Genomic DNA, 22,252 nt, shown 5'->3' with positions numbered 1-22,252 from the left:
CATTTCATTTTACTCCGCTGCACGAGTCTCTGCTGGCAATATGGGAAGCTGCATCTCGAATACAGCCCCCCCATCGGGCGCATTGCGCGCCACGAGACGTCCGCCAAGGTCGTTGACGATCCCCGAGGAAATGGCAAGCCCCAGCCCGACCCCGTCGCCGGGTTGCTTGGTGGTATAGAACGGCTCGAAGAGGTTCTTGAAATCGCCGATCCCCTCGCCGTTGTCGCGCACCGTCAGCACCGCCGTTTCCCCCGCCGCCAAGAGGATCTCGATGACGGCATCGGGCACCGTGTTGGTGGCGTCGATCGCGTTGCGCAAGAGGTTGACGATCACCTGTTCCACCCGCACCCGATCGCCCATGATCATCACCGGTTCATCCGGCAGGGTGCGGGTGATGGTGATCTTGCGCTGGCGCAATTGCGGCTCCATCATCGAGAGCGCAGAGGCCACGGCATCGGCCATGTTTACAGGGGAAAACTGCGTGCCAGACTGACGGGCATAGGACTTGAGCTGCTTGGTGATCGCCCCCATCCGTTCGATCAGATCGTCGATCCGCTGAAAGGCCGAGAGCGCCTCGTCGGGGCGGTTGCGTGACAGCAAGAGACGCGCCCCCGCAAGATAGGTTTTCATCGCCGCGAGCGGTTGATTGAGCTCATGGCTGACCGCCGCCGACATCTCGCCCAGCACCGCCAATTTCGAGCTTTGCTGGATCGTCTGTTCGGCCTGCGCAAGGTTCTCTTGCGCGCGCCTGCGCTCGGCGATTTCCCGCTGGAGGCGGGCATTCAATGCGCGAAGCTCTGCCGATTCCCGCTGAAAGAGCGCCATTCGGAGCGCCGCCTTGCGATTGAGGAAATAAAAGGCGAGCGCCAGAAGAATCGCGAATCCCATGATTTCGAGCGCGAGATAGCCGTTCACCTTGTCGCGCACCGCCGTGTAGGTGGTGAAACCGGCGATCCGCCAGCCGCGAAAGGCGACACGTCCTTCGACCCGCATCACCGCCTCGCCGCGCACATAGGCATCGGCCGGCAGCGCGGTCCAATCCGAGGTCGCCTGAATGGCGCGCTGGATGGCGCTGTTGACCGGCTCGCGGCGCAGCGCCTCGGTCTCTGTCAATCCGCGCCAGCGCGGTTCGGTGGCCAGAATGATCCGGCCTTCGGTATCCGTGACCATCACCGCATCGGAAATCCCGGCCCAGGCGCGTTCGTATTTGCGCAAATCGACCTCGACCACGATCACACCCAGCGTGCCATTCTGTGTCTCGATCCGGCGCGAATAGTAAAAGTTGAATTGCCCGGTTTCCTGCCGCAAAACATGGAAAATCGTATCGCGTGAGCGCATGGCATCAACGAAATAGGCCGCAGCCTTGTGGCTCTCGCCCAGACGCGACCGCTCTGTTGCCGCAACCGCGCGCCCGTCCTTGTCCAACAGCGTCAGACCCGCCGCACCGATTTCCTCGAGAAAGGAAATCAGGCGCTGCGTCGATTGCGCATAGTCCTGCGTGTTAAGCGCGGCAATCAACGCCGGATCGCGCGCCAGAAGCTGCGGCACGATGGCGTTCTGCCGAAGCTCCGACAAGAGGTTGCCGGAATAGAGCACCAACCGCAGTTCGGCACGATTGCGCGTGTTTTCGGTAAAGCGGTCGGTGAGCAGACGATTGGTCGTCAGCACCACGCCCACCGCCGCCACAAAGAGCAGGGCCAACACCAGCCGGGCGCGCCAGGATATGGTGCGCATACGAAGGCGTGTGCTGGACGGGACAGTCTTGCTCATGCGCTCAGAGTAAGCCGAGCCGCGCGGCACCTCAAGCGGTCACGCGCTCAGGCGTCGGCCAACTGGCCCACCACCCCGGCAAAAAGCGCCGCGCCATCGGTGCCCCCATGCAGCGGCTCTGCCATCCGCTCGGGATGCGGCATCATGCCGAGCACACGGCGGTTCTCGGACAGGATGCCCGCAATGCCGCGCGCCGAGCCATTGGGATTGTCGCAATAGGTAAAGGCCACGCGGTCTTCGGCCATCAGCCGGTCGAGCGTGGCGTCATCCGCATAGTAATTGCCATCGTGATGCGCAATCGGCACGGTCAGATTGCTGCCCTTGGCATAGCCAGAGGTAAAGGCACTGTCCGCGGTCGCAACGCAGAGCTCGACCGGCTTGCAGACATATTTCAGCCCGGCATTGCGCAAGAGCGCACCGGGCAGAATGCCGGTCTCGGTCAGGATTTGAAAACCATTGCAGACGCCCAGCACATAGCCGCCCTTGTCCGCATGCGTGATCACAGACCGGCAGATCGGCGAATTGGCGGCAATGGCCCCGCAGCGCAGATAATCGCCATAGGAGAACCCGCCCGGCACACCGACGATATCGACGCCCTGCGGCAGATCCGTATCCTTGTGCCAGACCATGGACACCTGCGCGCCCGCACGCTCAAACGCCACGGCAAGATCACGGTCACAGTTGGACCCCGGAAACACGATCACGGCGGCATGCATCAGGCGATCTCCACCGAATAGCTCTCGATGACCGTATTCGCGAGCAGCTTTTCACACATCGCGGTGACGGTGGATTTGGCCTTGGCCGCGTCCGTCTCGGCCAGATCGAGTTCGATCACCTTGCCCTGACGCACCCCCTCGACCCCGTCAAAGCCCATCGAGCCCAGAGCGTGGCGCACCGCCTCGCCCTGCGGGTCTAGAACGCCGGATTTCAGCATGACATGCACGCGCGCTTTCATGGGAATATCCTCTTTAGTTGATCAGTTTGGGCCGGGCCATCGGCGTGCTGCCCTTGGGCATGACACCAAGGCGGGTGGCAACCTCTGTATAGGCATCGGTCAGACTGCCCAGATCGCGGCGGAACACATCCTTGTCGAGCTTGCGCCCGGTCTCGATGTCCCACAGGCGGCAACTGTCGGGGCTGATTTCGTCGGCCACGATCAGGCGCTGGAAATCACCATCATAGACGCGCCCGATCTCGATCTTGAAATCAATCAGCTTGATACCGACGCCGTACATGACACCCGTGAGGAAATCATTGACGCGCAGCGCGAGGCTCAGGATGTCGTCCATATCCTGCTGGCTGGCCCAGCCAAAAGCGGCGATATGTTCCTCTGTCACCAGAGGATCGCCCAGCTTGTCATCCTTGAGGCAATATTCCACGATCGGGCGCGGCAATTGCGTGCCCTCGTCAATGCCCAGACGCTTGGCCATGGTGCCGGCGGCATAGTTGCGCACGATCACTTCCAGCGGAATGATCTCGACCGCGCGCACGAGTTGCTCGCGCATGTTGATCCGCTTGATGAAATGCGTCGGCACGCCGATGGCGTTGAGACCGACCATGAAATACTCGGACAGCATGTTGTTGAGCACGCCCTTGCCTTCGATCACGGCCTTCTTTTCGGCGTTAAAGGCGGTGGCGTCATCCTTGAAATATTGGATGATGGTTCCCGGTTCGGGGCCCTCATAGAGGGTCTTGGCCTTGCCTTCGTAAATTTTCTTGCGCCGCGCCATGGGAACTCCGTCGCTGAGGGTGGGGGGCGTGAGTCCCCCCATGCCGATGCGCTCTCATAGTGCATGGGCAATCACGTCGCAAGATGGCGTTGGCCCCTTGCCCTTTTGCCCGCCAGATTGCATATCGGTTCTGACGGCAACGCATGCAAGAGGACTGGCCCAATGACCACCTTTGACGACCGCGAGAAAGCATTCGAGAACAAATTCGCCCATGACGAAGAAATGGCGTTTCGCGCCGTCGCGCGGCGCAACAAGCTGCTCGGTCTCTGGGCCGCTGAACTGATGGGCAAGACCGGCGACGACGCCGATGCCTATGCCCGTGAGGTGGTCAAGGCCGATTTCGAAGAGGCCGGGCACGAGGATGTCGTGCGCAAGGTCGCCGTTGATCTGGGCGATATCGCCGATGCCGACACGATCCGTGGCAAGATGGACGAGCTGCTCAAGATCGCCAAGGGCCAGTTGGCCAAGGAAGTCTGAGCACTCTGATCTGACACCATATGGGCGTGCCACAGACTGGCGCGCCCTTTATTCTTGGCGCGTCAATTCATACGCGCCTCACCATTTACATGAAATTTATGCATTTGCACGCACGCGCCGTTAGTGGCACATCTGCGTGCTCAAAGATCACAGGACCATGACATGCCAAATGCCCTCACCAAGATGCTTGCCACGCGCGACTGGATTCTCGCCGATGGGGCCACGGGCACCAATCTCTTCAACATGGGTCTGCAATCGGGCGATGCGCCCGAAATGTGGAATGATCAGCATCCCGACCGGATCAAGCGGCTCTATACAGAGGCGGTGGATGCGGGCAGCGATCTTTTCCTCACCAATTCCTTTGGCGGCAATGCCGCGCGCCTGAAACTGCACGGCGCACAGGGGCGTGCGCGGGAATTATCGCGCATCTCCGCCGAGATTGGCCGCGACGTGGCCGACCGCTATGACCGCCCGGTGATCGTCGCGGGCTCTGTCGGGCCCACGGGCGAGATCATGGCACCGATGGGTGCGCTCACCCACGCGCTTGCCGTAGAGATTTTCCATGAACAGGCCGAAGGCCTTAAGGAAGGCGGGGCCGATGTGCTCTGGCTCGAAACCATTTCGGCCCCCGAGGAATACAAGGCCGCCGCCGAGGCGTTCAAACTGGCCGATATGCCGTGGTGCGGCACCATGAGTTTCGACACGGCGGGGCGCACCATGATGGGCCTCACCTCGTCCGATATGGCGACGATGGTGGAAAAGCTGGGCAATCCGCCGCTGGCATTTGGCGCCAATTGCGGTGTCGGGGCCTCGGACCTCTTGCGCACCATACTCGGCTTTGTGGCCCAAGGATCTGACCGGCCCATCGTCGCCAAGGGCAACGCCGGAATTCCGAAATACCATGACGGCCATATCCATTACGACGGCACGCCCGATCTGATGGCGGATTACGCCGTGCTGGCCCGCGATGCCGGTGCCACGATCATCGGTGGCTGCTGTGGCACCATGCCCGAGCACCTGTCCAAGATGCGCGCCGCGCTGGAGAGCCGCCCGCGCGGCCCCCGCCCGACGCTGGATGAGATCACCGAGGCGCTTGGTGCCTTCTCATCCGGTGGTGATGGCACCGGCGACGATACCGCCGCCCCACGCCGCCCGCGCCGCAGACGGGCCTGAGCCTGCGACACGGGATGCTTCGCCTGATGTTTCTTGTCGCGGCTCTGCTGGCCCTGCTCGCATGGGCCTTGGGCTATATCTGGATTTCCGGCCTCGCCTGCGCCTTTGGCGCGCCAAGCGGGGCCTGTTCTATCCCGATGCCCTGGACCTTGCGCGGTGAAGACCTGATGATCCTTGTCCTGATGCCCGGAGCCGTGGTCGCGGTCCTGCTTGGGCTGGCCTGTCTGAGCGGTTGGCGCGCTCAAAACAGCGACAACTGATCCCCCCGCGCCAAGGGCACCTCGAAGAGATCAGAGCGTAACGCCCCCTGCGCCGCATCCAGCCCCAAACGCCGTGCCGCCAGATCAAAGCGGCGGGCAATCATCCGGGCATAAACCCCCTCACCGCGCATCCGTCTGTGCCAGTCGGCGCTATACTCTTGCCCACCATGCATTTCCCGCAGCCGGTTCATCACCCGGCCTGCGCGGTCGGGATAATGCGTGGCCAGCCACTCCTGAAAGAGCGGCGACACCTCGCGCGGCAGGCGCAGCATGATCCAGCTCGCGGCCCCTGCCCCGGCCTCTTGCGCGGCGGTCAAAATCGCTTCGATCTCTGTATCCGTCAGACCCGGTATGACCGGCGAAACCATGACGCGCACCGGAATCCCCGCCTGTGCCAAGCGTCGGATCGTCGCCAGACGCCGCGCAGGCGACGGCGCCCGCGGCTCCAGCCTGCGCGCCAGCCCCTCATCCAGCGTGGTCACGGAAATCCCCACCCGAGCAAGCCCGCGCGCCGCCATATCGCCCAGAATATCCAGATCCCGCTCAATGAGCGTGCCCTTGGTCACGACCGCCACCGGATGGTTGAACCGGTTCAGCACCTCCAGACAGGCGCGGGTGATCTTGAACTGTTTTTCAATCGGTTGATAGGGATCGGTATTGGTGCCGATCGCCATCGTCGCCACCCGGTAGTTGCGCGCCCGCAATTCAGCCTCAAGCCGCGCCGGGGCCTCGGGGCGGGCGATCAACCGAGTCTCGAAATCGAGACCGGGGGATAACCCCAGATAGGCGTGGGTTGGCCGCGCAAAACAATAGACGCAGCCATGTTCGCAACCGCGATAGGGATTGATCGAGCGGTCAAACGGCAAATCGGGCGAACGGTTGTAGCTGATGATCCGGCGCGGACGTTCTTCGGTCACATGCGTGCGCAGCGGCCGCACCTCTTCGTCGCGGTCCCAGCCATCCGCCTCGTAGCTCACGGCATACGCCTCGAACCGGCCCGCCGCATTGCTGACAGCACCGCGCGCCCGAGGGCGCAGATCATGGGGTAGGCTAGGGTCCCGAGTCATGGTGCGAATATGGAACATATAGAGAACATGCGCAAGTGACGCAGCGGCCTGATGCGCAAACGGGAAATTGATTTGCGCTGCATCTGACGACCGTGTTCACTTTGCCGTGCAGAAATTTAATGTCTGGGAGGGATTATGATCCGCAATATTCTTTTGGCCGGGGTGACAGCGCTGCTGCCGACGCTCGGCTCTGCTGCGCCCATTGGGCCGTTTTCCGATCTGGTTGTCTTTGGCGACAGTCTGAGCGATCCGGGCAACATATTTGCCCTCACCGGCGGAATCGTGCCCGATTCAACGCTCTATCCCAATGGCCAATTCACCAATGGCGACACCTGGGCGAGCAAGCTTGGCGCGAATTTCGCCTCGGGCACGAATTTTGCCTTTGGCGGAGCAAAGGCCGTGGCAAACCCGGAACCCGTGGGCGGGGACACGGATGACAACACCGACAACATTCCCGATTTTGCGGCGCAGCGCGGTATTTTCAATGCGGCAAAGCCTGCTCTTGGCCTTGGACCCAACCCGCTGGCGGCGGTCTGGTTTGGCGGCAACGATCTGCGCGCAGGTCTGGCCGATCCGGCCAGTCTCGGCGCGGTCATCTCGGGGGCGGTCACCGAGATTGTCACCGGGGTGGCCGACCTCTTGTCGGGGGGCCTGACTGACGTTCTCGTCTTTGGCCTGCCGAACCTTGGGCGCATCCCCGAAGTGACCTCTCTGGATGCCTTTCTGGCCAGCATCGGGGCGGCCCCAGCCGGGACCGCAATCGCCGGCGCGACGGCGGCCACTCAGGGCTTCAATGCCGCGCTTCGATCCGGTCTCAACACCCTGACACCGCTCGGCAACGTGCAGTTTCTGGACACGTTCGCGCTATTCGAGGACATCCTTGCGAATGCGAATGCGCTCGGGTTCACCAATACGACCGACGCGTGCATCCTGACGCTTGTCCCGGCAAGCGACTGCGCCACGGATCAGGGGTTTGTCTTTCACGACAGCATCCATCCCACAGACCGGGCCCATGCGCTGATCGCGAGCGAGGTCCGCGCCGCTGTTGTGCCGCTTCCGGCAGGCGGGTTGCTGTTGCTGACGGCGCTCGGGGGCATCGCGCTCATACGCCGCCGCGCCTGAGTATCGCGCCCCGCAGGACAGCCTGTCGGGGCGCATATTCTGTCCGCACAGACACCAAGTTGCGGAAATTCGAATATCTTCATGCCGACAATTCAGTCACATCCCGCGCGTTTTCCGGCTATAGGTCGGTTGCGGCGCGGGCAGCGTCGCAATTCGGAAAGTGGCCGAGGCGCAAATTGACGAAAGCTGCGCCCAGTCAACCCACGATGCGCGCGCGCAGAGAAACCAAGGATTCCCGCAATGTCTGACCAAGAAGACGAGATCATCCTCTCCGAGCTGGACGACGAAGAGCTTGTCCAACAGATGTTCGACGACCTCTACGACGGTCTGAAAGAAGAGATCGAAGAGAGCGTCAACATCTTGCTCGAGCGCGGCTGGGCCCCCTACCGCATCCTGACCGAGGCGCTGGTGGGTGGCATGACCATCGTCGGCAAGGATTTCCGGGACGGTATCCTCTTTGTTCCAGAGGTTCTCTTGGCCGCCAACGCGATGAAGGGTGGCATGTTCATCCTCAAGCCGCTTCTGGCCGAGACCGGCGCGCCGCGCGTCGGCAAGATGGTGATCGGCACCGTCAAGGGCGACATTCACGACATCGGCAAGAACCTCGTTGGCATGATGATGGAGGGTGCGGGCTTTGAGGTGGTCGATCTCGGGATCAACAACGCGGTCGAGAAATATCTTGACGCGCTCGAAACCGAACAGCCCGACATCCTCGGTATGTCCGCCCTGCTGACCACGACGATGCCCTATATGAAGGTCGTGATCGACACGCTGGTCGAGCAAGGCAAGCGCGATGACTATATCGTGCTGGTGGGCGGCGCGCCGCTCAACGAGGAATTCGGCAAGGCCATTGGGGCCGATGCCTATTGCCGCGACGCCGCCGTGGCCGTGGAAACCGCCAAGGATTTCATGTCCCGCAAGCACAACCGGCTGGCTGCGGGCTGAGTCCGAAATCCCTGCGCGCCGACCGCTCGGCGCGCAGGGCTGACGGGCCGGATCAGCCGCGCTGAATGAGCCGCATCACGGCGACCATCACGATCCCGTAGACCACATGCCCCACCAGCGCCACCCAGGCGATGCCGGTGAAATTCAGGAACAGAGGCAGACCGGCAATCGCCGTGATGCCGCCAATGGCAAAGATCCACAGACCAAAGCCATAGACGAACGACGGAAGGAACCAGCCAGACCCCGACCCGACGATCCTGTTCCAGAGCGGCGCAAAGATAAACAGCCAGCCCACCGGATAGCCGATCAGCCCAACCAGATAGAAATGCACGAAATAGCCTGCGAAATCGCCATTGGGCAGGCCCAGACTGCCAAGCAGGCTTTTGGCGAGCCCATGCGGCGAGAGGTTGGCAAAGCCAAGACCGGGGCTGATGACCTGGCCCCAGAGGTCAAAGGCATTTGTCGCGAAGAACCCCGCGATGAACATGAGACCCAAGGTCTGGAAATTGAGCGCCGGCAGTCCAGTGGACTTGGCAGATGATCCGATCATACGCATATGTCCTGTGTGTTAGTGGGTTAAGTTTCGGGTACTTTTACCCTGTTTCCCTACGCCGACAAAGCGATTGCGACACGATAACGAAAAGGTCAGACTCTGTGACAAACGCTGCCGCCCCCTTGCCCGATCCTGACCTGTTGACCTCTCAGGGGTTGGAGGCGCAGGGCAAGGGCCGCATCCTGCTGATCGCGTGCGGGGCGCTGGCGCATGAGATCCTCGCGCTCAAACGCGCCAATGGCTGGGATCACATGGACCTGCAATGCCTGCCGGCCAAGCTGCATCTCTACCCCGACCGGATCACCGAAGAGGTGGAACAGGCCGTGCTGGCGCATCGTGATGACTATGACCGCATCTTCGTGGTCTATGCCGATTGCGGCACCGGCGGGCAGTTGCAGGCGAAATGCGCCGACCTCGGTGTCGAGATGGTGGCAGGCCCGCATTGCTATGCCTTTTACGAAGGTCTGGACCGCTTCGCCGCCCATGAGGATGAGATCAGCGCCTTTTACCTCACCGATTTTCTCGTGCGACAGTTCGATGCCTTCGTCTGGAAACCGATGGGTCTCGACCGGCACCCGCAATTGCGTGACATGATCTTTGGCAATTACACCAAGCTGGTCTATCAGGCGCAGACCGACGATCCCGCCCTGCGCGCCAAGGCAAAAGACTGCGCTGCGCGGTTGGGTCTCGCCTATGAATACCGTTTCACTGGCTATGGCGATCTTAAAGCATCACTTGAGAAACAGGTTGCAACAACCTGATTCTAAATTCATCTTGCTTCAAATACTTCGGGGTATTGGGGGCAGCGCCCCCACGCTCTTAGGCCGCCTCTGCCGCCACCAGCCTGATCCGCTCGACCATCGCCCGCACCCCGTTCGAGCGCTGCGCCGAGAGATGTTCATCCAGCCCAAGCCGCGCCAGTTCGGCCGGGGCATCGACGCGCCCCACCTCGACCACCGGCAACCCGTTGTAGAGCGCCCGCAACACCGCAATGAGGCCGCGCACGATCATGGCATCGCTATCCCCGTCAAAGCTGAACTGACCGGCCTCGATCCTGGGATGCAACCAGACCTGACTGGCGCAGCCATCGACCTTGGTCACCGGCACCTTGAGCGCATCGTCGAGCGCCGCCATCGCCCGGCCCCGGTCGATGACATAGCGATAGCGGTCTTCCCAATCCTCGAGAAACTCGAAATCTTCGACAATCTCTTCAAAGGCGGCGGTGGCCATGACACTCTCCCTGATCTCTGCCTCAGACCTAGGGCCGGTCCGGAAAAAGGTCCAGACCCCGCTTGCACCTTTTCAAGCTGGACCGGATAGGATAGTCGAAAGAAAAAGGGTACAGGGGCAGATGGTATGCAACGTCGGGTCTTTCTTTCATTGGTAGCAATGTCGGCTCTGGCGGGCTGTGGCGGCTATCGCCAGTCGCGCGCCAACCCGCGCAATTGGTTCGGGCGCAGCCAGTCGCGCCCCCGTCCCACCGAAGCTGTGCCCGCCTCGACCAATCCGCTGATCCCCGAGCGCGAGGACACGATTTTCCGCCGCAACCGGGAAAGGGTGTACGAGGGCACACCCGTGGATCAAATCACCCGCTTGGTGATCGAGCGCACCAGTGACGGTGCCATCCTGCGCGTCGAGGGGGTCAGCCTGCGTCAAGGTGCGTTTGACGTGCGTCTGGTCTCGGAGACCGAGAATGAGCCGGTGAATGGCGTGTTGGAGTTCCGGCTGATGGCCTTGCAACTCGAGGATCAGCCGCAGGGCTCAGAGCGCGCCCGCACCGTGACGGCAGCCGTCTTTCTGTCGAACCAAACGCTGGAGCGCTCGGAGGTAATCCGGGTCATCGGCGCACGCAGCGAACAGGTCAGCCGACGCTGAACGCAGGCGGCGGTTTACCGCAGCACCGCCCGCCTTACCGGCTCAGAGAGGCTCAGAGATCCACCGTCTCGACGCCATGCCCCTTGACCGCCAGAGCCACCTCGCCCTTGCAGAGCCGTAGCGCATCGACCCCGAACACATCGAGCCGCCAGCCGCGCAAGGCGGGCAACTCGCGCGCCCCCGCCGCAATGGCATCGAGATCGGCAGCACTCGCAATCAGCTTGGCCGCCACGCCATAGCTCTCGCTCTTGGCCTTGAGCAGCACGCGCAAGAGATCGGCCAGCGCCGGGTTGACCTGTGCGCGGTCGTCCAGCACCTCGGGACGCGGCATCTGGTCGACGGGACATTCCAGCCCTGCCTTGACCGCCGCCAGAATCCCATCGGCAATCTCGCCCTTGCGGGCCTCACGCAGCAACAGCCGTGACCGCCCCAGATCCTGATGTGTCACCGGCTTGGTCGAGGCCAGTTCCACCAGCGCATCATCCTTGTAGACCCGGCTGCGCGGCACATCGCGCGACTGGGCATACTCCTCGCGGAACCGGGCCAATTCGCGCAGAATGGCGAGAAATTTGGGCGAGGTGTTGCGCGTCTTGATCCGCAGCCAGGCCTCGGCGGGATCGGTGCGATAGGTGGCGGGATCGGTCAGCACGCTGAGCTCCTCGGCCACCCATTTGTCGCGCCCGGAACTTGCCAGTTTTTTGGCCAGAAATTCATAGACCACGCGCAGATGCGTCACATCAGCCAAGGCATAGGTTTTCTGCGCATCGGTCAGGGGGCGGCGCGACCAATCGGTAAAGCGCGAGCTTTTGTCGACGGTCTGCTTGGCGATCCGCTTGACCAGCGTCTCATAGCCCGCCTGTTCGCCAAAGCCACAGACCATCGCCGCCACTTGGGTATCGAACATCGGATCGGGAATCACCCCGGCATCGACATAGAAGATCTCCAGATCCTGCCGTGCGGCGTGAAACACCTTGACCACCGACGTGTCGCGGAAAAGCTCATAAAGCGGCTCCATCGACATGTCTTCACCCTCGATCGGATCGACCAGAACGGCGCTGTCGTCGCCCTTGCCCGGCACCGCCAATTGCAAGAGGCAGAGCTTGGAGTAATAGGTGCGCTCGCGCAGGAATTCCGTGTCGACGGTGACATAGGGATGGGTGCGCGCCATGGCGCAAAATTCCGCCAGGTCTTCAGTCGTGGTAATGGTTTTCATAAGGGGTGATCTTTGCTCTTGTCGTTTATGCCCAGTCTTGTCCCCCGCCCCAGCTATAGACCAGATTGGTCGAATTGCAAATGCTGGCAGAGGCCCCTGACCGGTCTCAGGGCAGATAAAGCGGCGTGCGGTTTCCGGCGGCAAACCGGCGCAGCACCGCCGGGTAGAGGATATGTTCCTGCGCCAGAACGCGGGCCGCCAGCGCGTCAGGCGTATCCCCGGCCAGCACCGGCACGCGGGCCTGTCCCAGCACCGGCCCCTCGTCCAGCTCCGCCGTTACCTCATGCACGGTGCAGCCTGCCTCATGCTCGCCCGCCTCCAGCGCGCGGGCATGGGTGTGCAGCCCGCGATAGTTCGGCAAGAGAGAGGGATGAATATTGATCATCCGCCCCTGCCAATGGGTCACGAACCCGGCTGTGAGAACGCGCATGAACCCGGCGAGGCAGATGATGTCGATACCATACGGGACAAGGCGCGCCTCGATCTCCGCTTCAAAGGCGGCGCGGTCGCCACCATGCGGGCGGTGATCCACCACCTCGGTCGCAATCCCCTGCCCTGCGGCCCAGGCAACCCCACCCGCGTCACTGCGGTTCGACAGCACCAGCGCAGGCCGCGCCGGATGGTCGCCGATCATGCTCGCCACCAGCGACCGCATGTTCGAGCCGCCCCCCGAGAGAAAAATCGCGACCCGCTTGCTCACAAAAGATGGCCCCGGTATGCCACGCCCGCGCCCGGCACCACCTGCCCCAGCCGACAGACCGTCTCGCCTGCCGCCTGCAAGGCCGCCATGACCGCTTCGGCCTCGTCCGCGGCGACGACAGCGATCATGCCGATGCCGGAATTGAAGGTCTTGAGCAATTCCGCCTCGGCCATGTTGCCGGTCTCGGCGAGCCAGCGAAACACCCCCGGCAACGCCCATGCGCCAAGGTCAATCTCGGCCCCCAGCCCCTCAGGCAGCACCCGCGGCAGGTTCTCGGTCAGCCCGCCCCCGGTGATATGCGCAAGGCCATGGATGCCACCTGACCGCAGCGCCGCCAGAACCGGCCGCACATAGAGCCGTGTCGGCGTCAAGAGCACCTCGCCCAGACTGCCCTCGGCCCAGGGACAGGCATCGGCCCACCCCAGCCCTGACATCTCGACAATCCGCCGCACCAGCGAATAGCCGTTGGAATGCACCCCGTCCGAGGCGAGACCCAGCAACACATCGCCCTCCGCCACATTGGCAGGCAATTCCGTGCCCCGTTCCATCGCGCCGACGGCGAACCCCGCCAGATCGAAATCGCCCGCCGGATACATGCCCGGCATTTCCGCCGTCTCACCACCAATCAGCGCGCAGCCAGAGCCTTCGCAGCCGCGCGCGATCCCTTCGATGATCCGCGTCGCCTGATCCAGCTCCAGCTTGCCCGTGGCAAAATAATCAAGGAAAAACAGCGGCTCCGCCCCCTGACAGATCAGGTCATTGACGCACATCGCCACCAGATCGACGCCCACGCCATCGACATGGCCGGTATCAATCGCGATCCGCAGCTTGGTGCCCACACCATCGGTCGCCGCCACCAGCACCGGATCGGCAAAGCCAGCCGCCTTGAGATCGAACAGCCCGCCAAAACCGCCAAGCCCCGACATGACGCCAGAGCGTTGCGTGCGCTTGGCTGCGGGTTTGATCCGCTCCACCAACGCGTTGCCCGCGTCGATGTCTACGCCCGCATCGGCATAGGTGATCCCGTTCTGTCGCTCGGTCATGGCCTGTCCCCATCGCTTGAATGCGCCACCCGTTAGCTGATTGGCAGGCCTCGTGCAATCTGAAAGCCTTGACCCTGCCCCGGCCCCGGCTTACCAACCACCGCAGGTGGGGCCTGTAGCTCAATTGGTTAGAGCAGAGCGCTCATAACGCTTTGGTTGGGGGTTCGAGTCCCTCCGGGCCTACCAGATTAACGGAATGCCACCGATGCCTCTGCCCGTTTCCTCCATCCGCAACCTCGGTCCTGCCTCTGACGCAGGCTTTGCGCGTGCCGGCATCCATGACGCCGAGAGCCTGCGGGCAATGGGGGCAGACGTGGCCTATGAGGCGCTGTTGCGCGCTGGCACACAGCCGCATTTCATCGGCTATTATGCCTTGGTGATGGGATTGCAGGGGCGGCCTTGGAACGACTGTCAGGGCGCAGAAAAAGCGGCCCTGCGCGTCCGATTCGACGCAATCAAGGCGCGCGTCGCAGGCGAGATGACCGGACCAAACGCAACGCTTGAGGCGATTCTGAATGAGATCGGGACGGGGCTGCGGCGCTAGATTTGATCTCAAGCCGCAACGGCGTGGGCCAGAACCCGGCGCGCGTCTAGCCCTCCAGCGCCTGCGCCAGATCGGCGATCAGATCCCCCGCATCTTCGATCCCCACCGAGAATCGCAGCAGGCCCTCAGGAATGCCGGTATGCGGCTCGATGGTGTGGCGATGCTCGACAAGGCTCTCGACTCCGCCCAGCGACGTGGCACGGTGAAAAAGCTGCAACCGCCCCGTCACCTCCAGCGCCCGCTCGCGCCCGCCCGCCACCACCGCCGACAAGAGATACCCATAGCCACCACACATCTGCCGCGCTGCAATCGCGTGGCCCGCATGGCTGACAAGCCCCGGGTAATACACCGCCGCGATGCCCGCATGCCCCTCGAGATACGCGGCCACCGCCAGAGCATTCTCGCACATGCGCTCCATCCGCAGCGGCAGCGTGCGCATGCCCCGCATCAAGAGCCACGCCTCGAACGGCCCCATCACCGCTCCCGCATCATGCCGGTCGGTCACAATCTCCTGCCACATCGCATTGCCCGGCTCGCGGCAGGACAGCACACCTGCCAGAACGTCCGCATGCCCGTTGAGCGCCTTGGTGCCGGAATGCATCACAATATCCGCGCCCAGATCCAGCGCCCGCGTCAGAACCGGCGTCGCCGCCGTGCCATCAACCACCAGAATCGCCCCCGCCTTGTGCGACATCCCCGCCGCCGTGGCGATATCCACGGTCTTGAGCCAGGGATTTGACGGCGTCTCGATCCAGACCATATCGGCCGAAGAGCGACACGCCGCAGCCAGAGCCGCCGGGTCCGCCGCGTCGATCTCATCGAGCAGAATGGCCCGGCGTACGCAATAGGCCCGCACCCATTTCAGCGTGCCCCAGTAGATACCGGTCTGCATCACCACCCGCGCGCCCGAGGGCAGCGCGCGAAACACCGCCGCGACCGCTGCCATGCCGCTTGGGAACAGCAGCGTCGCCGCCGCCGCCTCCAACTGCCGGATCACCTCTTCGGCCTGCCGCACCGTGTCATTCTGATCGCGCCCATACATGTTGTCCGGTCGCAGCAGCGCATAGTCCGCATCGCGCCCATAGGTGGTCGAGAGCGAAATCCCCGGCACCACGCCTCCGGTCGCACTGTCGGTGGCCCCTGCCGCCTGTGCCGCAATCGTCGCGGGTTTCAGCTCGGTATTCTTCATCTGTCCTGTCCCCTTCTTTATATCGTAAAGAGCCGCCCCGGCCCCCAGCCGCGCGCCTCTGCCCCGGCCCGGCGCAGCATGTCCCACAAGAGCGCCTGATTGGAGGTCACGACCGGCAGGCCCAACTCCGCCTCAACCGCGTCGATCACGCCAAATGTGCGCAAATTGGTGCAACTTGCAAACACCGCTTCGACCCCCGGCACGCGCCCCGCCGCCAGCATCGCGCGCCGCGTGCTCGCTTCGGTGATCCGCGCCACCGTCCAATCCTCTTTTTGCCCATAGCTGACCGAATGGAGCACCTCGATCCCTGCCACACGCAGACACTCCGCCATCGGCCCGCTGACCGCCTCGACATAAGGCGTCACCATCGCGGCCCTTTTCACCCCAAGCGCGTGCAGCGCGTCAATCACCGCACTCAGCGGGTTCGTGACCGGCACGCCCGGATGCGCCAGATTGACCAGCCGCGCGACCTCCTGCGACCCGATGATCGTGGCCCCCGACGTGCAGGCATAGGCCAGCGCCCGCAAATCGCGTGGCAAGAGCGCCGCGGTGCGCGTCATCTCGGGCGTCATGCTCGCCAGATCCTCGGGCGTCACATCCGCCCGCGCCGGAATGCGCGCATGCATCAGGTTGACATCGCGCCCCGCCAGCACCATCCGCGCCTCATATTCTACGGTCTCATCTGTGCTGAGCAGGATCATCCCCAGCCGCAGCCCCGATCCCGCGCCCTGATCCAGTTCATACTCCATCACATCGCCTCCGATGGGTGGCCCAACCGACTGATCGTCCCGCCTGAGACAGCGGCGCGCACCCCTGTGGTGCTGGCACAAGACGTGGGCAAACCCCGCGCCACGCGAACGGCCAGATAGGCAAAGGCCTGCGCCTCCAGCATATCGCCATCCAGCCCCGCCGCCTCGACCGGCTCCACGGGACAATCCAGCGCGGCACGCAGCATCTGCATCATCACCCCATTATGCCGCCCGCCCCCCGTCACCAACAGCCGCGCAGGCGGGCGTGGGCAATGCTCCATGCCCCGCAGCACCGCCGCTGCCGCCATGCCGGTCAACGTGGCCACGGCATCGGCATCGCCCAATTCCCCCACCAGACCGATCATGTCGGCAAAGGTGTCACGATCCAGCGACTTGGGCGGCATGCGCAGAAAATAAGGCTCGTCCAGAAACAGCTCCAACGCCCCCTGCGCCACCTCACCCTGACGCGCCAAGGCGCCATCGCGGTCAAAGCGCTCGCCCCGCCGCGCCAGCATCAAATCGTTGATCGGCGCATTGGCCGGCCCGGTGTCAAACGCCAGCACCGCCCCCGCCTCTTCAGGCCGCGCGAAACTTGGATCAACCCAAGTGATGTTGCCCACCCCGCCAAGGTTCAGAAACGCCAGCGGCTCGGTCGCGCCGATCCACTTGGCACAGGCAAAATGAAAGAACGGGGCCAGCGGCGCACCTTCACCGCCCAGCCGAACATCCGCGCTGCGAAAATCCCAGACCACCGGCAGGCCCAGCCCCTCTGCCAAACGCGCCCCATCCCCCAGCTGATGCGTGCCCCGCCCGCGCGGCTCATGCGCCAGCGTCTGCCCGTGAAACCCCACCAGCGCCGCGCCGTCAAACCGGCTTAAAACCTCCAGATGCGCGCTCTCAACCAGCGCTTGTGCCTCCGCCAAATCTTCGCCCGGCCACTTGCCCAACGCCGCCGCCAACACCGCTTGCTCCTCGGCGGAATAGGCACGATAAGCGCTTGGGCCAAAGGCATAAATCGCCGCGCCATCGGTCTCAACCATGGCCGCATCCACCCCATCCAGAGAGGTGCCCGACATCGCCCCCAACGCCCAGAGGCGTTCTGCCTTCAACATGGCCTTTTCCTTTGCCCACCGACTGCATATACATGCCGCGCAAACCAAGCCGGGACAAGCATTATGACCTATCGCCCCAGATCCGATTTTCTCAACGTGATGATGTCGCGCGGCTATCTCGCCGACTGCACGGATTATCAGGGTTTGGACGAGGCCCTGAGTGCCGGAACCGTCACCGCCTATATCGGCTACGACGCCACAGCGAAATCCTTGCACGTGGGGCATTTGCTCAACATCATGATGCTGCGTTGGCTGCAAAAAACCGGACACCGCCCGATCACGCTGATGGGCGGCGGCACCACCAAAGTGGGCGATCCCTCGTTCCGCTCCGATGAACGCCCGCTGCTGTCCCCGGCCCAGATCGACGAGAATATCGCCGGCATGAACCGGGTCTTTGCCCGCTACCTCGATTATGGCGAGGGGCCGCAGGATGCGCTCATGCTCAACAATGCCGACTGGCTCGATGGGTTGAACTACCTCGAGTTTCTGCGCGACATCGGGCGACATTTCTCCGTGAACCGGATGCTGGCGTTTGAGTCGGTGAAATCGCGGCTCGACCGCGAGCAATCGCTCTCATTCCTCGAATTCAACTACATGATCCTGCAAGCCTATGATTTCCTTGAAATTAACCGCCGTCATGGCTGCCTCCTGCAAATGGGTGGCTCGGATCAATGGGGCAATATCATCAACGGCATCGACCTCACCCGTCGCGTGATCGACCATGAGGTGTTTGGCCTGACCTCACCGCTCCTGACCACCTCGGATGGGCGCAAGATGGGCAAATCGGCGGGCGGCGCGGTCTGGCTTTCGGCGGATATGCTGTCGCCGTACGAATTCTGGCAATTCTGGCGCAACACCACCGATGCCGACACCGGACGCTTCCTCAAACTCTACACCGAACTGCCGGTTGAGGACTGTGACCGCCTTGGCGCGCTCGAAGGCTCCGAGATCAACGCCGCCAAGATCATTCTCGCGCGTGAGGTCACAACCCTCTTGCACGGGGCCGAAGCGGCAGCAGCAGCCGAAGCCACGGCGCGCGAAGTGTTCGAACACGGCGGCGTGGGCGACGACCTGCCCACGGTCGAGGTGACGGCTCAGGAGCTGGCCGACGGGATTTCCATCGTGCAACTGATCGTGCGCGCGGGCCTCGCCAAATCCGGCAAAGAGGCCAAGCGCCTCATCACCGAGAATGGCGCGCGGCTGGATGACGAACCGTTAACCGACGCAGGCCTGATGATCGACGCCGGCGCGCTCAAATCCCCGATCAAGCTTTCGGCGGGCAAGAAACGTCACGCGCTGGTCAAACTCGAAGGTTAAGATACCTCTAACCGTACGGTTTAACGCGAAAACCGTACGGTTATCCGCGCCCCCTGAGGGCATCGGTCAGCACGTCGCGCACCACCTCCGGCGGCACGTCCGAGGTGATGAACGCCTCGCCAATCCCGCGCGCCAGAATAAAGCGCAGCTTGCCATCGACCACCTTCTTATCCTGCCCCATCAGCGCGATCAGCCCATCGGCATCCGGCAAATCTCCTGCAATATCCGCAAGATCCACCTTCATCTTCATGTCGCGAAAATGCGCCCGCACCCGGCTCGGGTCTTCTTGCGAACACAGCCCCAACCGCGCCGACAGCTCAAATGCGAGCGTACAGCCAATGGCGACCCCTTCGCCATGCAAGAGCCGCGCCCCATCATACTGTGTGGCCGACTCCAGCGCATGACAAAATGTATGCCCCAGATTGAGCAATGCCCGGTCGCCCTGTTCGGTTTCATCGCGCGTCACAATCTCTGCTTTCATCTCGACCGAGCGTTTGACCAGATGGATACGCGCCGCCATATCCCCCGCCGCAGCGCGTGAGGCATTGCTTTCAAGCCATTGAAAAAAATCACTATCTCCGAGAAGTCCATATTTGGCAACTTCGCCATATCCGGCCAGATAATCGCGTTCCGTCAGCGTGCCCAAGACCTCGGTATCCGCCAGAACAAGGCTCGGTTGATGAAACGCGCCGATCAGGTTCTTGCCCTGCGGCGCATTAATCCCTGTCTTGCCGCCCACCGAACTGTCCACCTGCGCCAGCAAACTCGTCGGAACCTGAACAAACCGCACGCCCCGCCGCAACACCGCCGCCGCAAACCCCACCAGATCGCCGATCACGCCACCGCCAAAGGCGACCACCACATCATTGCGCTCGATTTTCTGCTCCAGCAACCATTCCACCACCCGCTCAAAATGCGGCCAGGATTTGGTTGCCTCACCGGCGGGTAGCGTCATGGACACAGCCGAAATTCCATGCGTTTCCAACCCCTTGCAGAGCGACCCTAAGTGCAAAGGCCTCACCGTCGCGTCGGTCACAATCGCCACGCGTGGCCGCCGCAACAGCGGTGCAATCAGCGCCCCGGCCTCTGCCAACAGGCCCGGCCCGATATGAATGTCATACTCCCGCCCCGGCAGACCCACATGCACGATCTCTGTCATTCCACCAACTCCAATACGTCCTTGCGTTCGCTCAACGCCTTGAACACCTGCTCTGCCATCGCCTCGACACTATATTCGCTGCGCGCCCGGACCCGGATTTCCGCAAGCGCATAGATCGGCACCCGCGCGTTATAGATTTCTGTCAGCGTCTCAAGTGGTTGAGCTGTGCGCAGTAAGGGTCTGGTATTCTTTCCTTTTACACGCGACCACAAGAGCGGCAAATCGGCATCGAGCCAGACCGAAACCCCCTTGCGCGAGACCAGAGCGCGATTGCGCTCGGCCAGAAACGCTCCGCCGCCGGTCGACAATATGGATCGTTGACCATCCAGCAGACGGTCAATCACCTCAGTCTCCCGCGCCCGAAAGAAAGCCTCGCCATCCCTTTGAAATATCTCGGCAATCGTCATGTTCGCGGCTTTCTCGATCTCGGTATCCGAGTCGAGAAACGGCACGCCGATCTTCGCCGCCAGCGCCTTGCCCACGGCTGTCTTGCCTGCCCCCATCATGCCCACCAACACAACGGTTTTGCCCAGTTTCCAATGCCCCTTGGCCGACACGATCGGCGCTCCCTTGCCCATTCACAAAGTTTTTCACTCAATGACGTGATCTTGCACAAAAGGCCAGTTATAACTTGGGAAAAAGAACGGGCAAAACAGGCAGGGGATGATATGTTGCGATTGATCAAATGGCTGTTTTATTTGGCCATTCTAGGGTTTATCGCCCTCATGGCCTATGCGTATCTTGGCCCGTTTTTTGGCGCGGATTTCTCGCCACCACAAACCGAGATTCGTCAGGACATCATACTTGAGACCGATTAGTGCGTTATTTTTGCTCGGATGTTGCGCGGCAAGCGTGGCCGCAGCGCAGCAACCGCTGTCTGCGATTGACTGGTTGGATCAGGCCAGCACCGCCGCCGTGACCACCATTCCCCGCACGCCTCTGGGTGAACCGCCAGCCAGCGACGGCGTGGATGTGCCGCCCGTGACCGTGACAGCCCTCGACGCGCCGCGCGCCGATGCGGTTGGCCTCTTGCCCAGCACGACCACCGGCCTGCCTGCGACACTCTGGGACAAGAGCGCCGCCAATGACCTGACCCGCGCCTTTGCCCGGCTAGAGGCAGAACCCATTCCCGCCATTCAGGCGCTCTATTACACACTCCTTCTGGCAGAGGCGAACGCACCGCTAGATGCCGGATCAGAGGCAAAGTTTCTGCGCGCGCGCCTCGATGCCCTGACAGAGTTTGGTGCAATCGAGCCTGCGCAAGCCCTGTCAGAGCGCGCCGGGCCAATGACAGAAGTTCTTTTTGATCAATGGTTTACCCTGTCACTCTTGCTGGGACAAGAGGACGCCGCCTGCACCGCGCTGACACGCAAACCGCACCTGTCCTCGGATCTGAGCGCACGGATTTTCTGTGCGGCGCGTGGCGGTGACTGGAATACGGCGGCCCTTACCTATCACAGCGCCACCGCAATTAACGCACTCTCAGAGACGGACGCGACCCTCCTCGCGCTCTATCTCGATCCCGAACTGATCGACGAGACGGACGCACCCGAGCCGCCGCCCGCCCTCACGGCGCTGCAATTCCGTCTCTTCGAGGCCATCGGTACGGCCCTGCCCACCCATAACCTGCCCCGCGCCTTTGCCATGGCAGATCTGCGCGGCACGTCGGGATGGAAGGCCGAGATCGAGGCCGCAGAGCGCCTTGCGCGCACCGGTGCCGTTCCCGCCGCGCGCCTGCTTGGCCTCTATACCGAACGCCGCCCGGCGGCCTCTGGCGGTGTCTGGGACCGGGTCGCCGCCGTGCAGGCGCTTGATCGGACGTTGAGCGAGGGTGCGACCGAAGCCCTGACCGAAGCCCTGCCAACCGCCTGGCGTGCGGCCCGCGAAGAGCATCTCGAAGTGGTCTTTGCCGAGCTTTTTGCAGAGCGCCTCGCCGCGCTCGATATCCCCGTGAGCATTCGCTCCCAAGTCTTTGAAATAATGCTTCTTTCCCCGCAGTATGAACAGGCGGCGGCGTTGCTTGCAACACCCACACCGGACCAGACGTTCCTGATCGAAACCGCCCGTGGTAGCCCCCCGGCAGACACCGCGCTCAGCGCTCTCCAAGGCGCCATCGCCGCCGGATTTGCCAGCGAAGCGCCCGCGCCGGACCATCAGGCGCTGATCGATGCAGGCCGCTTGGGCGAAGCGATCCTGGCCGCGGCGCGGCAAATCAGTCACGGCGACGCCGCCCGCGACGCGTTGACCGGCGCCC

The 22,252-nt window shown here is 62.8% G+C and carries 26 protein-coding genes and 1 tRNA gene; 12 read left to right on the top strand and 15 right to left on the bottom strand.

Features of this window, described 5'->3' with window-relative positions; genetic code table 11:
- Nucleotides 1-9: 9 nt before the first annotated feature.
- The 4 genes from VR71_RS06610 to purC are packed head-to-tail and all read right to left on the bottom strand — an operon-like array spanning nucleotide 10 to nucleotide 3,500.
- On the bottom strand, nucleotides 10-1,770 hold the full coding sequence (locus VR71_RS06610) for an ATP-binding protein (protein ID WP_045682249.1): 1,761 nt from the start codon (nucleotides 1,768-1,770) through the stop codon (nucleotides 10-12).
- A 47-nt stretch (nucleotides 1,771-1,817) separates the two neighbouring features.
- Nucleotides 1,818-2,486 (bottom strand): phosphoribosylformylglycinamidine synthase subunit PurQ, encoded by a 669-nt coding sequence (purQ, locus tag VR71_RS06605; protein WP_045682247.1) that lies wholly within the window; start codon nucleotides 2,484-2,486, stop codon nucleotides 1,818-1,820.
- On the bottom strand, nucleotides 2,486-2,725 hold the full coding sequence (gene purS, locus VR71_RS06600; RefSeq protein ID WP_045682245.1) for a phosphoribosylformylglycinamidine synthase subunit PurS: 240 nt from the start codon (nucleotides 2,723-2,725) through the stop codon (nucleotides 2,486-2,488). The genes purQ and purS overlap by 1 nt, the downstream gene beginning before the upstream one ends.
- A 13-nt stretch (nucleotides 2,726-2,738) precedes the next feature.
- Nucleotides 2,739-3,500, bottom strand: a complete 762-nt coding sequence (gene purC, locus VR71_RS06595) for a phosphoribosylaminoimidazolesuccinocarboxamide synthase (RefSeq protein WP_009818732.1) — start codon at nucleotides 3,498-3,500, stop codon at nucleotides 2,739-2,741.
- Nucleotides 3,501-3,662: 162 nt separating this feature from the next.
- Between purC and VR71_RS06590 the strand changes: the two genes are divergently transcribed.
- From VR71_RS06590 to VR71_RS06580, 3 genes are all read left to right on the top strand, one after another.
- Entirely contained in the window at nucleotides 3,663-3,977 is a 315-nt protein-coding gene (locus VR71_RS06590; protein ID WP_009818731.1) for a DUF1476 domain-containing protein, read from the top strand.
- 162 nt (nucleotides 3,978-4,139) lie between these two features.
- Nucleotides 4,140-5,150: a betaine--homocysteine S-methyltransferase gene (bmt, locus tag VR71_RS06585; RefSeq protein ID WP_009818730.1), complete on the top strand. Its 1,011-nt coding sequence runs from the start codon at nucleotides 4,140-4,142 to the stop codon at nucleotides 5,148-5,150.
- A 26-nt stretch (nucleotides 5,151-5,176) separates the two neighbouring features.
- Complete coding sequence (locus VR71_RS06580; protein ID WP_296429979.1) at nucleotides 5,177-5,410, top strand: methionine synthase; 234 nt, start codon at nucleotides 5,177-5,179, stop codon at nucleotides 5,408-5,410.
- On the opposite strand, the gene VR71_RS06575 is transcribed toward VR71_RS06580, so the two are convergent.
- Nucleotides 5,392-6,495, bottom strand: a complete 1,104-nt coding sequence (locus tag VR71_RS06575) for a PA0069 family radical SAM protein (protein WP_296429976.1) — start codon at nucleotides 6,493-6,495, stop codon at nucleotides 5,392-5,394. The two genes, VR71_RS06580 and VR71_RS06575, sit on opposite strands and share 19 nt — an antisense overlap.
- Nucleotides 6,496-6,612: 117 nt before the next feature.
- Between VR71_RS06575 and VR71_RS06570 the strand changes: the two genes are divergently transcribed.
- Nucleotides 6,613-7,599, top strand: coding sequence for an SGNH/GDSL hydrolase family protein (locus VR71_RS06570; RefSeq protein WP_045682242.1), 987 nt, complete (start codon nucleotides 6,613-6,615; stop codon nucleotides 7,597-7,599).
- Between the two features lie 240 nt (nucleotides 7,600-7,839).
- Nucleotides 7,840-8,544, top strand: coding sequence for a cobalamin-binding protein (locus tag VR71_RS06565; protein ID WP_009818726.1), 705 nt, complete (start codon nucleotides 7,840-7,842; stop codon nucleotides 8,542-8,544).
- A 52-nt stretch (nucleotides 8,545-8,596) separates the two neighbouring features.
- Here VR71_RS06565 and VR71_RS06560 read toward each other — a convergent pair whose 3' ends face one another.
- The gene (locus VR71_RS06560) at nucleotides 8,597-9,094 is read right to left on the bottom strand and encodes a hypothetical protein (RefSeq protein ID WP_296429974.1); all 498 of its coding nucleotides are present in this window, start codon (nucleotides 9,092-9,094) and stop codon (nucleotides 8,597-8,599) included.
- A 104-nt stretch (nucleotides 9,095-9,198) separates the two neighbouring features.
- On the opposite strand from VR71_RS06560, the gene VR71_RS06555 reads away from it, so the two are divergent.
- Nucleotides 9,199-9,858, top strand: a complete 660-nt coding sequence (locus VR71_RS06555) for a DUF1638 domain-containing protein (RefSeq protein ID WP_045682238.1) — start codon at nucleotides 9,199-9,201, stop codon at nucleotides 9,856-9,858.
- A 58-nt stretch (nucleotides 9,859-9,916) separates the two neighbouring features.
- Here the strand turns inward: VR71_RS06555 and VR71_RS06550 are convergent, their stop codons facing one another.
- Nucleotides 9,917-10,327 carry a SufE family protein gene (locus VR71_RS06550; protein ID WP_009818723.1) on the bottom strand — a complete coding sequence of 137 codons (411 nt, stop codon included), beginning with the start codon at nucleotides 10,325-10,327 and terminating at the stop codon, nucleotides 9,917-9,919.
- Between the two features lie 126 nt (nucleotides 10,328-10,453).
- On the opposite strand from VR71_RS06550, the gene VR71_RS06545 reads away from it, so the two are divergent.
- On the top strand, nucleotides 10,454-10,972 hold the full coding sequence (locus VR71_RS06545; protein ID WP_045682236.1) for a hypothetical protein: 519 nt from the start codon (nucleotides 10,454-10,456) through the stop codon (nucleotides 10,970-10,972).
- A gap of 52 nt (nucleotides 10,973-11,024) precedes the next feature.
- Here the strand turns inward: VR71_RS06545 and rnd are convergent, their stop codons facing one another.
- The 3 genes from rnd to purM all read right to left on the bottom strand — a co-directional run bounded on the left by rnd (nucleotide 11,025) and on the right by purM (nucleotide 13,928).
- Nucleotides 11,025-12,185 (bottom strand): ribonuclease D, encoded by a 1,161-nt coding sequence (rnd, locus tag VR71_RS06540; protein WP_045682234.1) that lies wholly within the window; start codon nucleotides 12,183-12,185, stop codon nucleotides 11,025-11,027.
- A gap of 106 nt (nucleotides 12,186-12,291) precedes the next feature.
- Nucleotides 12,292-12,885, bottom strand: a complete 594-nt coding sequence (purN, locus tag VR71_RS06535) for a phosphoribosylglycinamide formyltransferase (protein ID WP_045682232.1) — start codon at nucleotides 12,883-12,885, stop codon at nucleotides 12,292-12,294.
- The gene (purM, locus tag VR71_RS06530; RefSeq protein WP_045682230.1) at nucleotides 12,882-13,928 is read right to left on the bottom strand and encodes a phosphoribosylformylglycinamidine cyclo-ligase; all 1,047 of its coding nucleotides are present in this window, start codon (nucleotides 13,926-13,928) and stop codon (nucleotides 12,882-12,884) included. The genes purN and purM overlap by 4 nt, the downstream gene beginning before the upstream one ends.
- Nucleotides 13,929-14,037: 109 nt before the next feature.
- Here purM and VR71_RS06525 point away from each other — a divergent pair.
- Both VR71_RS06525 and VR71_RS06520 read left to right on the top strand, forming a co-directional pair.
- Nucleotides 14,038-14,114 (top strand) — tRNA-Ile (locus VR71_RS06525).
- A gap of 19 nt (nucleotides 14,115-14,133) precedes the next feature.
- Nucleotides 14,134-14,472, top strand: a complete 339-nt coding sequence (locus VR71_RS06520) for a TfoX/Sxy family DNA transformation protein (RefSeq protein WP_040650642.1) — start codon at nucleotides 14,134-14,136, stop codon at nucleotides 14,470-14,472.
- Nucleotides 14,473-14,518: 46 nt separating this feature from the next.
- Here the strand turns inward: VR71_RS06520 and VR71_RS06515 are convergent, their stop codons facing one another.
- The 3 genes from VR71_RS06515 to VR71_RS06505 are packed head-to-tail and all read right to left on the bottom strand — an operon-like array spanning nucleotide 14,519 to nucleotide 17,522.
- Nucleotides 14,519-15,661: a PLP-dependent aspartate aminotransferase family protein gene (locus VR71_RS06515; protein ID WP_045682228.1), complete on the bottom strand. Its 1,143-nt coding sequence runs from the start codon at nucleotides 15,659-15,661 to the stop codon at nucleotides 14,519-14,521.
- A gap of 17 nt (nucleotides 15,662-15,678) precedes the next feature.
- Complete coding sequence (locus VR71_RS06510; RefSeq protein WP_045682226.1) at nucleotides 15,679-16,410, bottom strand: aspartate/glutamate racemase family protein; 732 nt, start codon at nucleotides 16,408-16,410, stop codon at nucleotides 15,679-15,681.
- Entirely contained in the window at nucleotides 16,410-17,522 is a 1,113-nt protein-coding gene (locus VR71_RS06505) for an anhydro-N-acetylmuramic acid kinase (RefSeq protein ID WP_045682224.1), read from the bottom strand. Before VR71_RS06505 ends, VR71_RS06510 begins: the two co-directional genes overlap by 1 nt.
- A gap of 63 nt (nucleotides 17,523-17,585) precedes the next feature.
- Here VR71_RS06505 and tyrS point away from each other — a divergent pair, with 63 nt between their 5' ends.
- On the top strand, nucleotides 17,586-18,839 hold the full coding sequence (tyrS, locus tag VR71_RS06500; protein ID WP_045682222.1) for a tyrosine--tRNA ligase: 1,254 nt from the start codon (nucleotides 17,586-17,588) through the stop codon (nucleotides 18,837-18,839).
- A 40-nt stretch (nucleotides 18,840-18,879) separates the two neighbouring features.
- Here tyrS and aroB read toward each other — a convergent pair whose 3' ends face one another.
- Nucleotides 18,880-19,998, bottom strand: a complete 1,119-nt coding sequence (gene aroB / locus VR71_RS06495) for a 3-dehydroquinate synthase (RefSeq protein WP_045682220.1) — start codon at nucleotides 19,996-19,998, stop codon at nucleotides 18,880-18,882.
- Nucleotides 19,995-20,576 carry a shikimate kinase gene (locus VR71_RS06490; RefSeq protein WP_045682218.1) on the bottom strand — a complete coding sequence of 194 codons (582 nt, stop codon included), beginning with the start codon at nucleotides 20,574-20,576 and terminating at the stop codon, nucleotides 19,995-19,997. The genes aroB and VR71_RS06490 overlap by 4 nt, the downstream gene beginning before the upstream one ends.
- A 90-nt stretch (nucleotides 20,577-20,666) precedes the next feature.
- Between VR71_RS06490 and VR71_RS24715 the strand changes: the two genes are divergently transcribed.
- A complete protein-coding gene (locus tag VR71_RS24715; RefSeq protein WP_009818711.1) occupies nucleotides 20,667-20,816 on the top strand; it encodes a hypothetical protein in 150 nt (49 codons plus the stop codon).
- A partial coding sequence (locus VR71_RS06485; protein WP_045682318.1) for a hypothetical protein occupies nucleotides 20,803-22,252 on the top strand: 1,450 nt, incomplete at its 3' end. The genes VR71_RS24715 and VR71_RS06485, both read left to right, overlap by 14 nt.

The organism is Roseovarius sp. BRH_c41, from assembly GCF_000961715.1.
GTDB lineage: Bacteria > Pseudomonadota > Alphaproteobacteria > Rhodobacterales > Rhodobacteraceae > Roseovarius.
Note: the sequence above shows the minus strand (reverse complement) of the source record. Positions and strands in the feature narration are given on the sequence as shown.

What these genes read in the sequence shown, in the direction of transcription:
- VR71_RS06610 (WP_045682249.1), bottom strand. Translation starts at nt 1,770, where the DNA reads ATGAGCAAGACTGTCCCGTCCAGCACACGCCTTCGTATGCGCACCATA.
- purQ (WP_045682247.1), bottom strand. Translation starts at nt 2,486, where the DNA reads ATGCATGCCGCCGTGATCGTGTTTCCGGGGTCCAACTGTGACCGTGAT.
- purS (WP_045682245.1), bottom strand. Translation starts at nt 2,725, where the DNA reads ATGAAAGCGCGCGTGCATGTCATGCTGAAATCCGGCGTTCTAGACCCG.
- purC (WP_009818732.1), bottom strand. Translation starts at nt 3,500, where the DNA reads ATGGCGCGGCGCAAGAAAATTTACGAAGGCAAGGCCAAGACCCTCTAT.
- VR71_RS06590 (WP_009818731.1), top strand. Translation starts at nt 3,663, where the DNA reads ATGACCACCTTTGACGACCGCGAGAAAGCATTCGAGAACAAATTCGCC.
- bmt (WP_009818730.1), top strand. Translation starts at nt 4,140, where the DNA reads ATGCCAAATGCCCTCACCAAGATGCTTGCCACGCGCGACTGGATTCTC.
- VR71_RS06580 (WP_296429979.1), top strand. Translation starts at nt 5,177, where the DNA reads ATGTTTCTTGTCGCGGCTCTGCTGGCCCTGCTCGCATGGGCCTTGGGC.
- VR71_RS06575 (WP_296429976.1), bottom strand. Translation starts at nt 6,495, where the DNA reads ATGTTCCATATTCGCACCATGACTCGGGACCCTAGCCTACCCCATGAT.
- VR71_RS06570 (WP_045682242.1), top strand. Translation starts at nt 6,613, where the DNA reads ATGATCCGCAATATTCTTTTGGCCGGGGTGACAGCGCTGCTGCCGACG.
- VR71_RS06565 (WP_009818726.1), top strand. Translation starts at nt 7,840, where the DNA reads ATGTCTGACCAAGAAGACGAGATCATCCTCTCCGAGCTGGACGACGAA.
- VR71_RS06560 (WP_296429974.1), bottom strand. Translation starts at nt 9,094, where the DNA reads ATGATCGGATCATCTGCCAAGTCCACTGGACTGCCGGCGCTCAATTTC.
- VR71_RS06550 (WP_009818723.1), bottom strand. Translation starts at nt 10,327, where the DNA reads ATGGCCACCGCCGCCTTTGAAGAGATTGTCGAAGATTTCGAGTTTCTC.
- VR71_RS06545 (WP_045682236.1), top strand. Translation starts at nt 10,454, where the DNA reads ATGCAACGTCGGGTCTTTCTTTCATTGGTAGCAATGTCGGCTCTGGCG.
- rnd (WP_045682234.1), bottom strand. Translation starts at nt 12,185, where the DNA reads ATGAAAACCATTACCACGACTGAAGACCTGGCGGAATTTTGCGCCATG.
- purM (WP_045682230.1), bottom strand. Translation starts at nt 13,928, where the DNA reads ATGACCGAGCGACAGAACGGGATCACCTATGCCGATGCGGGCGTAGAC.
- VR71_RS06520 (WP_040650642.1), top strand. Translation starts at nt 14,134, where the DNA reads ATGCCTCTGCCCGTTTCCTCCATCCGCAACCTCGGTCCTGCCTCTGAC.
- VR71_RS06515 (WP_045682228.1), bottom strand. Translation starts at nt 15,661, where the DNA reads ATGAAGAATACCGAGCTGAAACCCGCGACGATTGCGGCACAGGCGGCA.
- VR71_RS06510 (WP_045682226.1), bottom strand. Translation starts at nt 16,410, where the DNA reads ATGGAGTATGAACTGGATCAGGGCGCGGGATCGGGGCTGCGGCTGGGG.
- VR71_RS06505 (WP_045682224.1), bottom strand. Translation starts at nt 17,522, where the DNA reads ATGTTGAAGGCAGAACGCCTCTGGGCGTTGGGGGCGATGTCGGGCACC.
- tyrS (WP_045682222.1), top strand. Translation starts at nt 17,586, where the DNA reads ATGACCTATCGCCCCAGATCCGATTTTCTCAACGTGATGATGTCGCGC.
- aroB (WP_045682220.1), bottom strand. Translation starts at nt 19,998, where the DNA reads ATGACAGAGATCGTGCATGTGGGTCTGCCGGGGCGGGAGTATGACATT.
- VR71_RS06490 (WP_045682218.1), bottom strand. Translation starts at nt 20,576, where the DNA reads ATGGGCAAGGGAGCGCCGATCGTGTCGGCCAAGGGGCATTGGAAACTG.
- VR71_RS24715 (WP_009818711.1), top strand. Translation starts at nt 20,667, where the DNA reads ATGTTGCGATTGATCAAATGGCTGTTTTATTTGGCCATTCTAGGGTTT.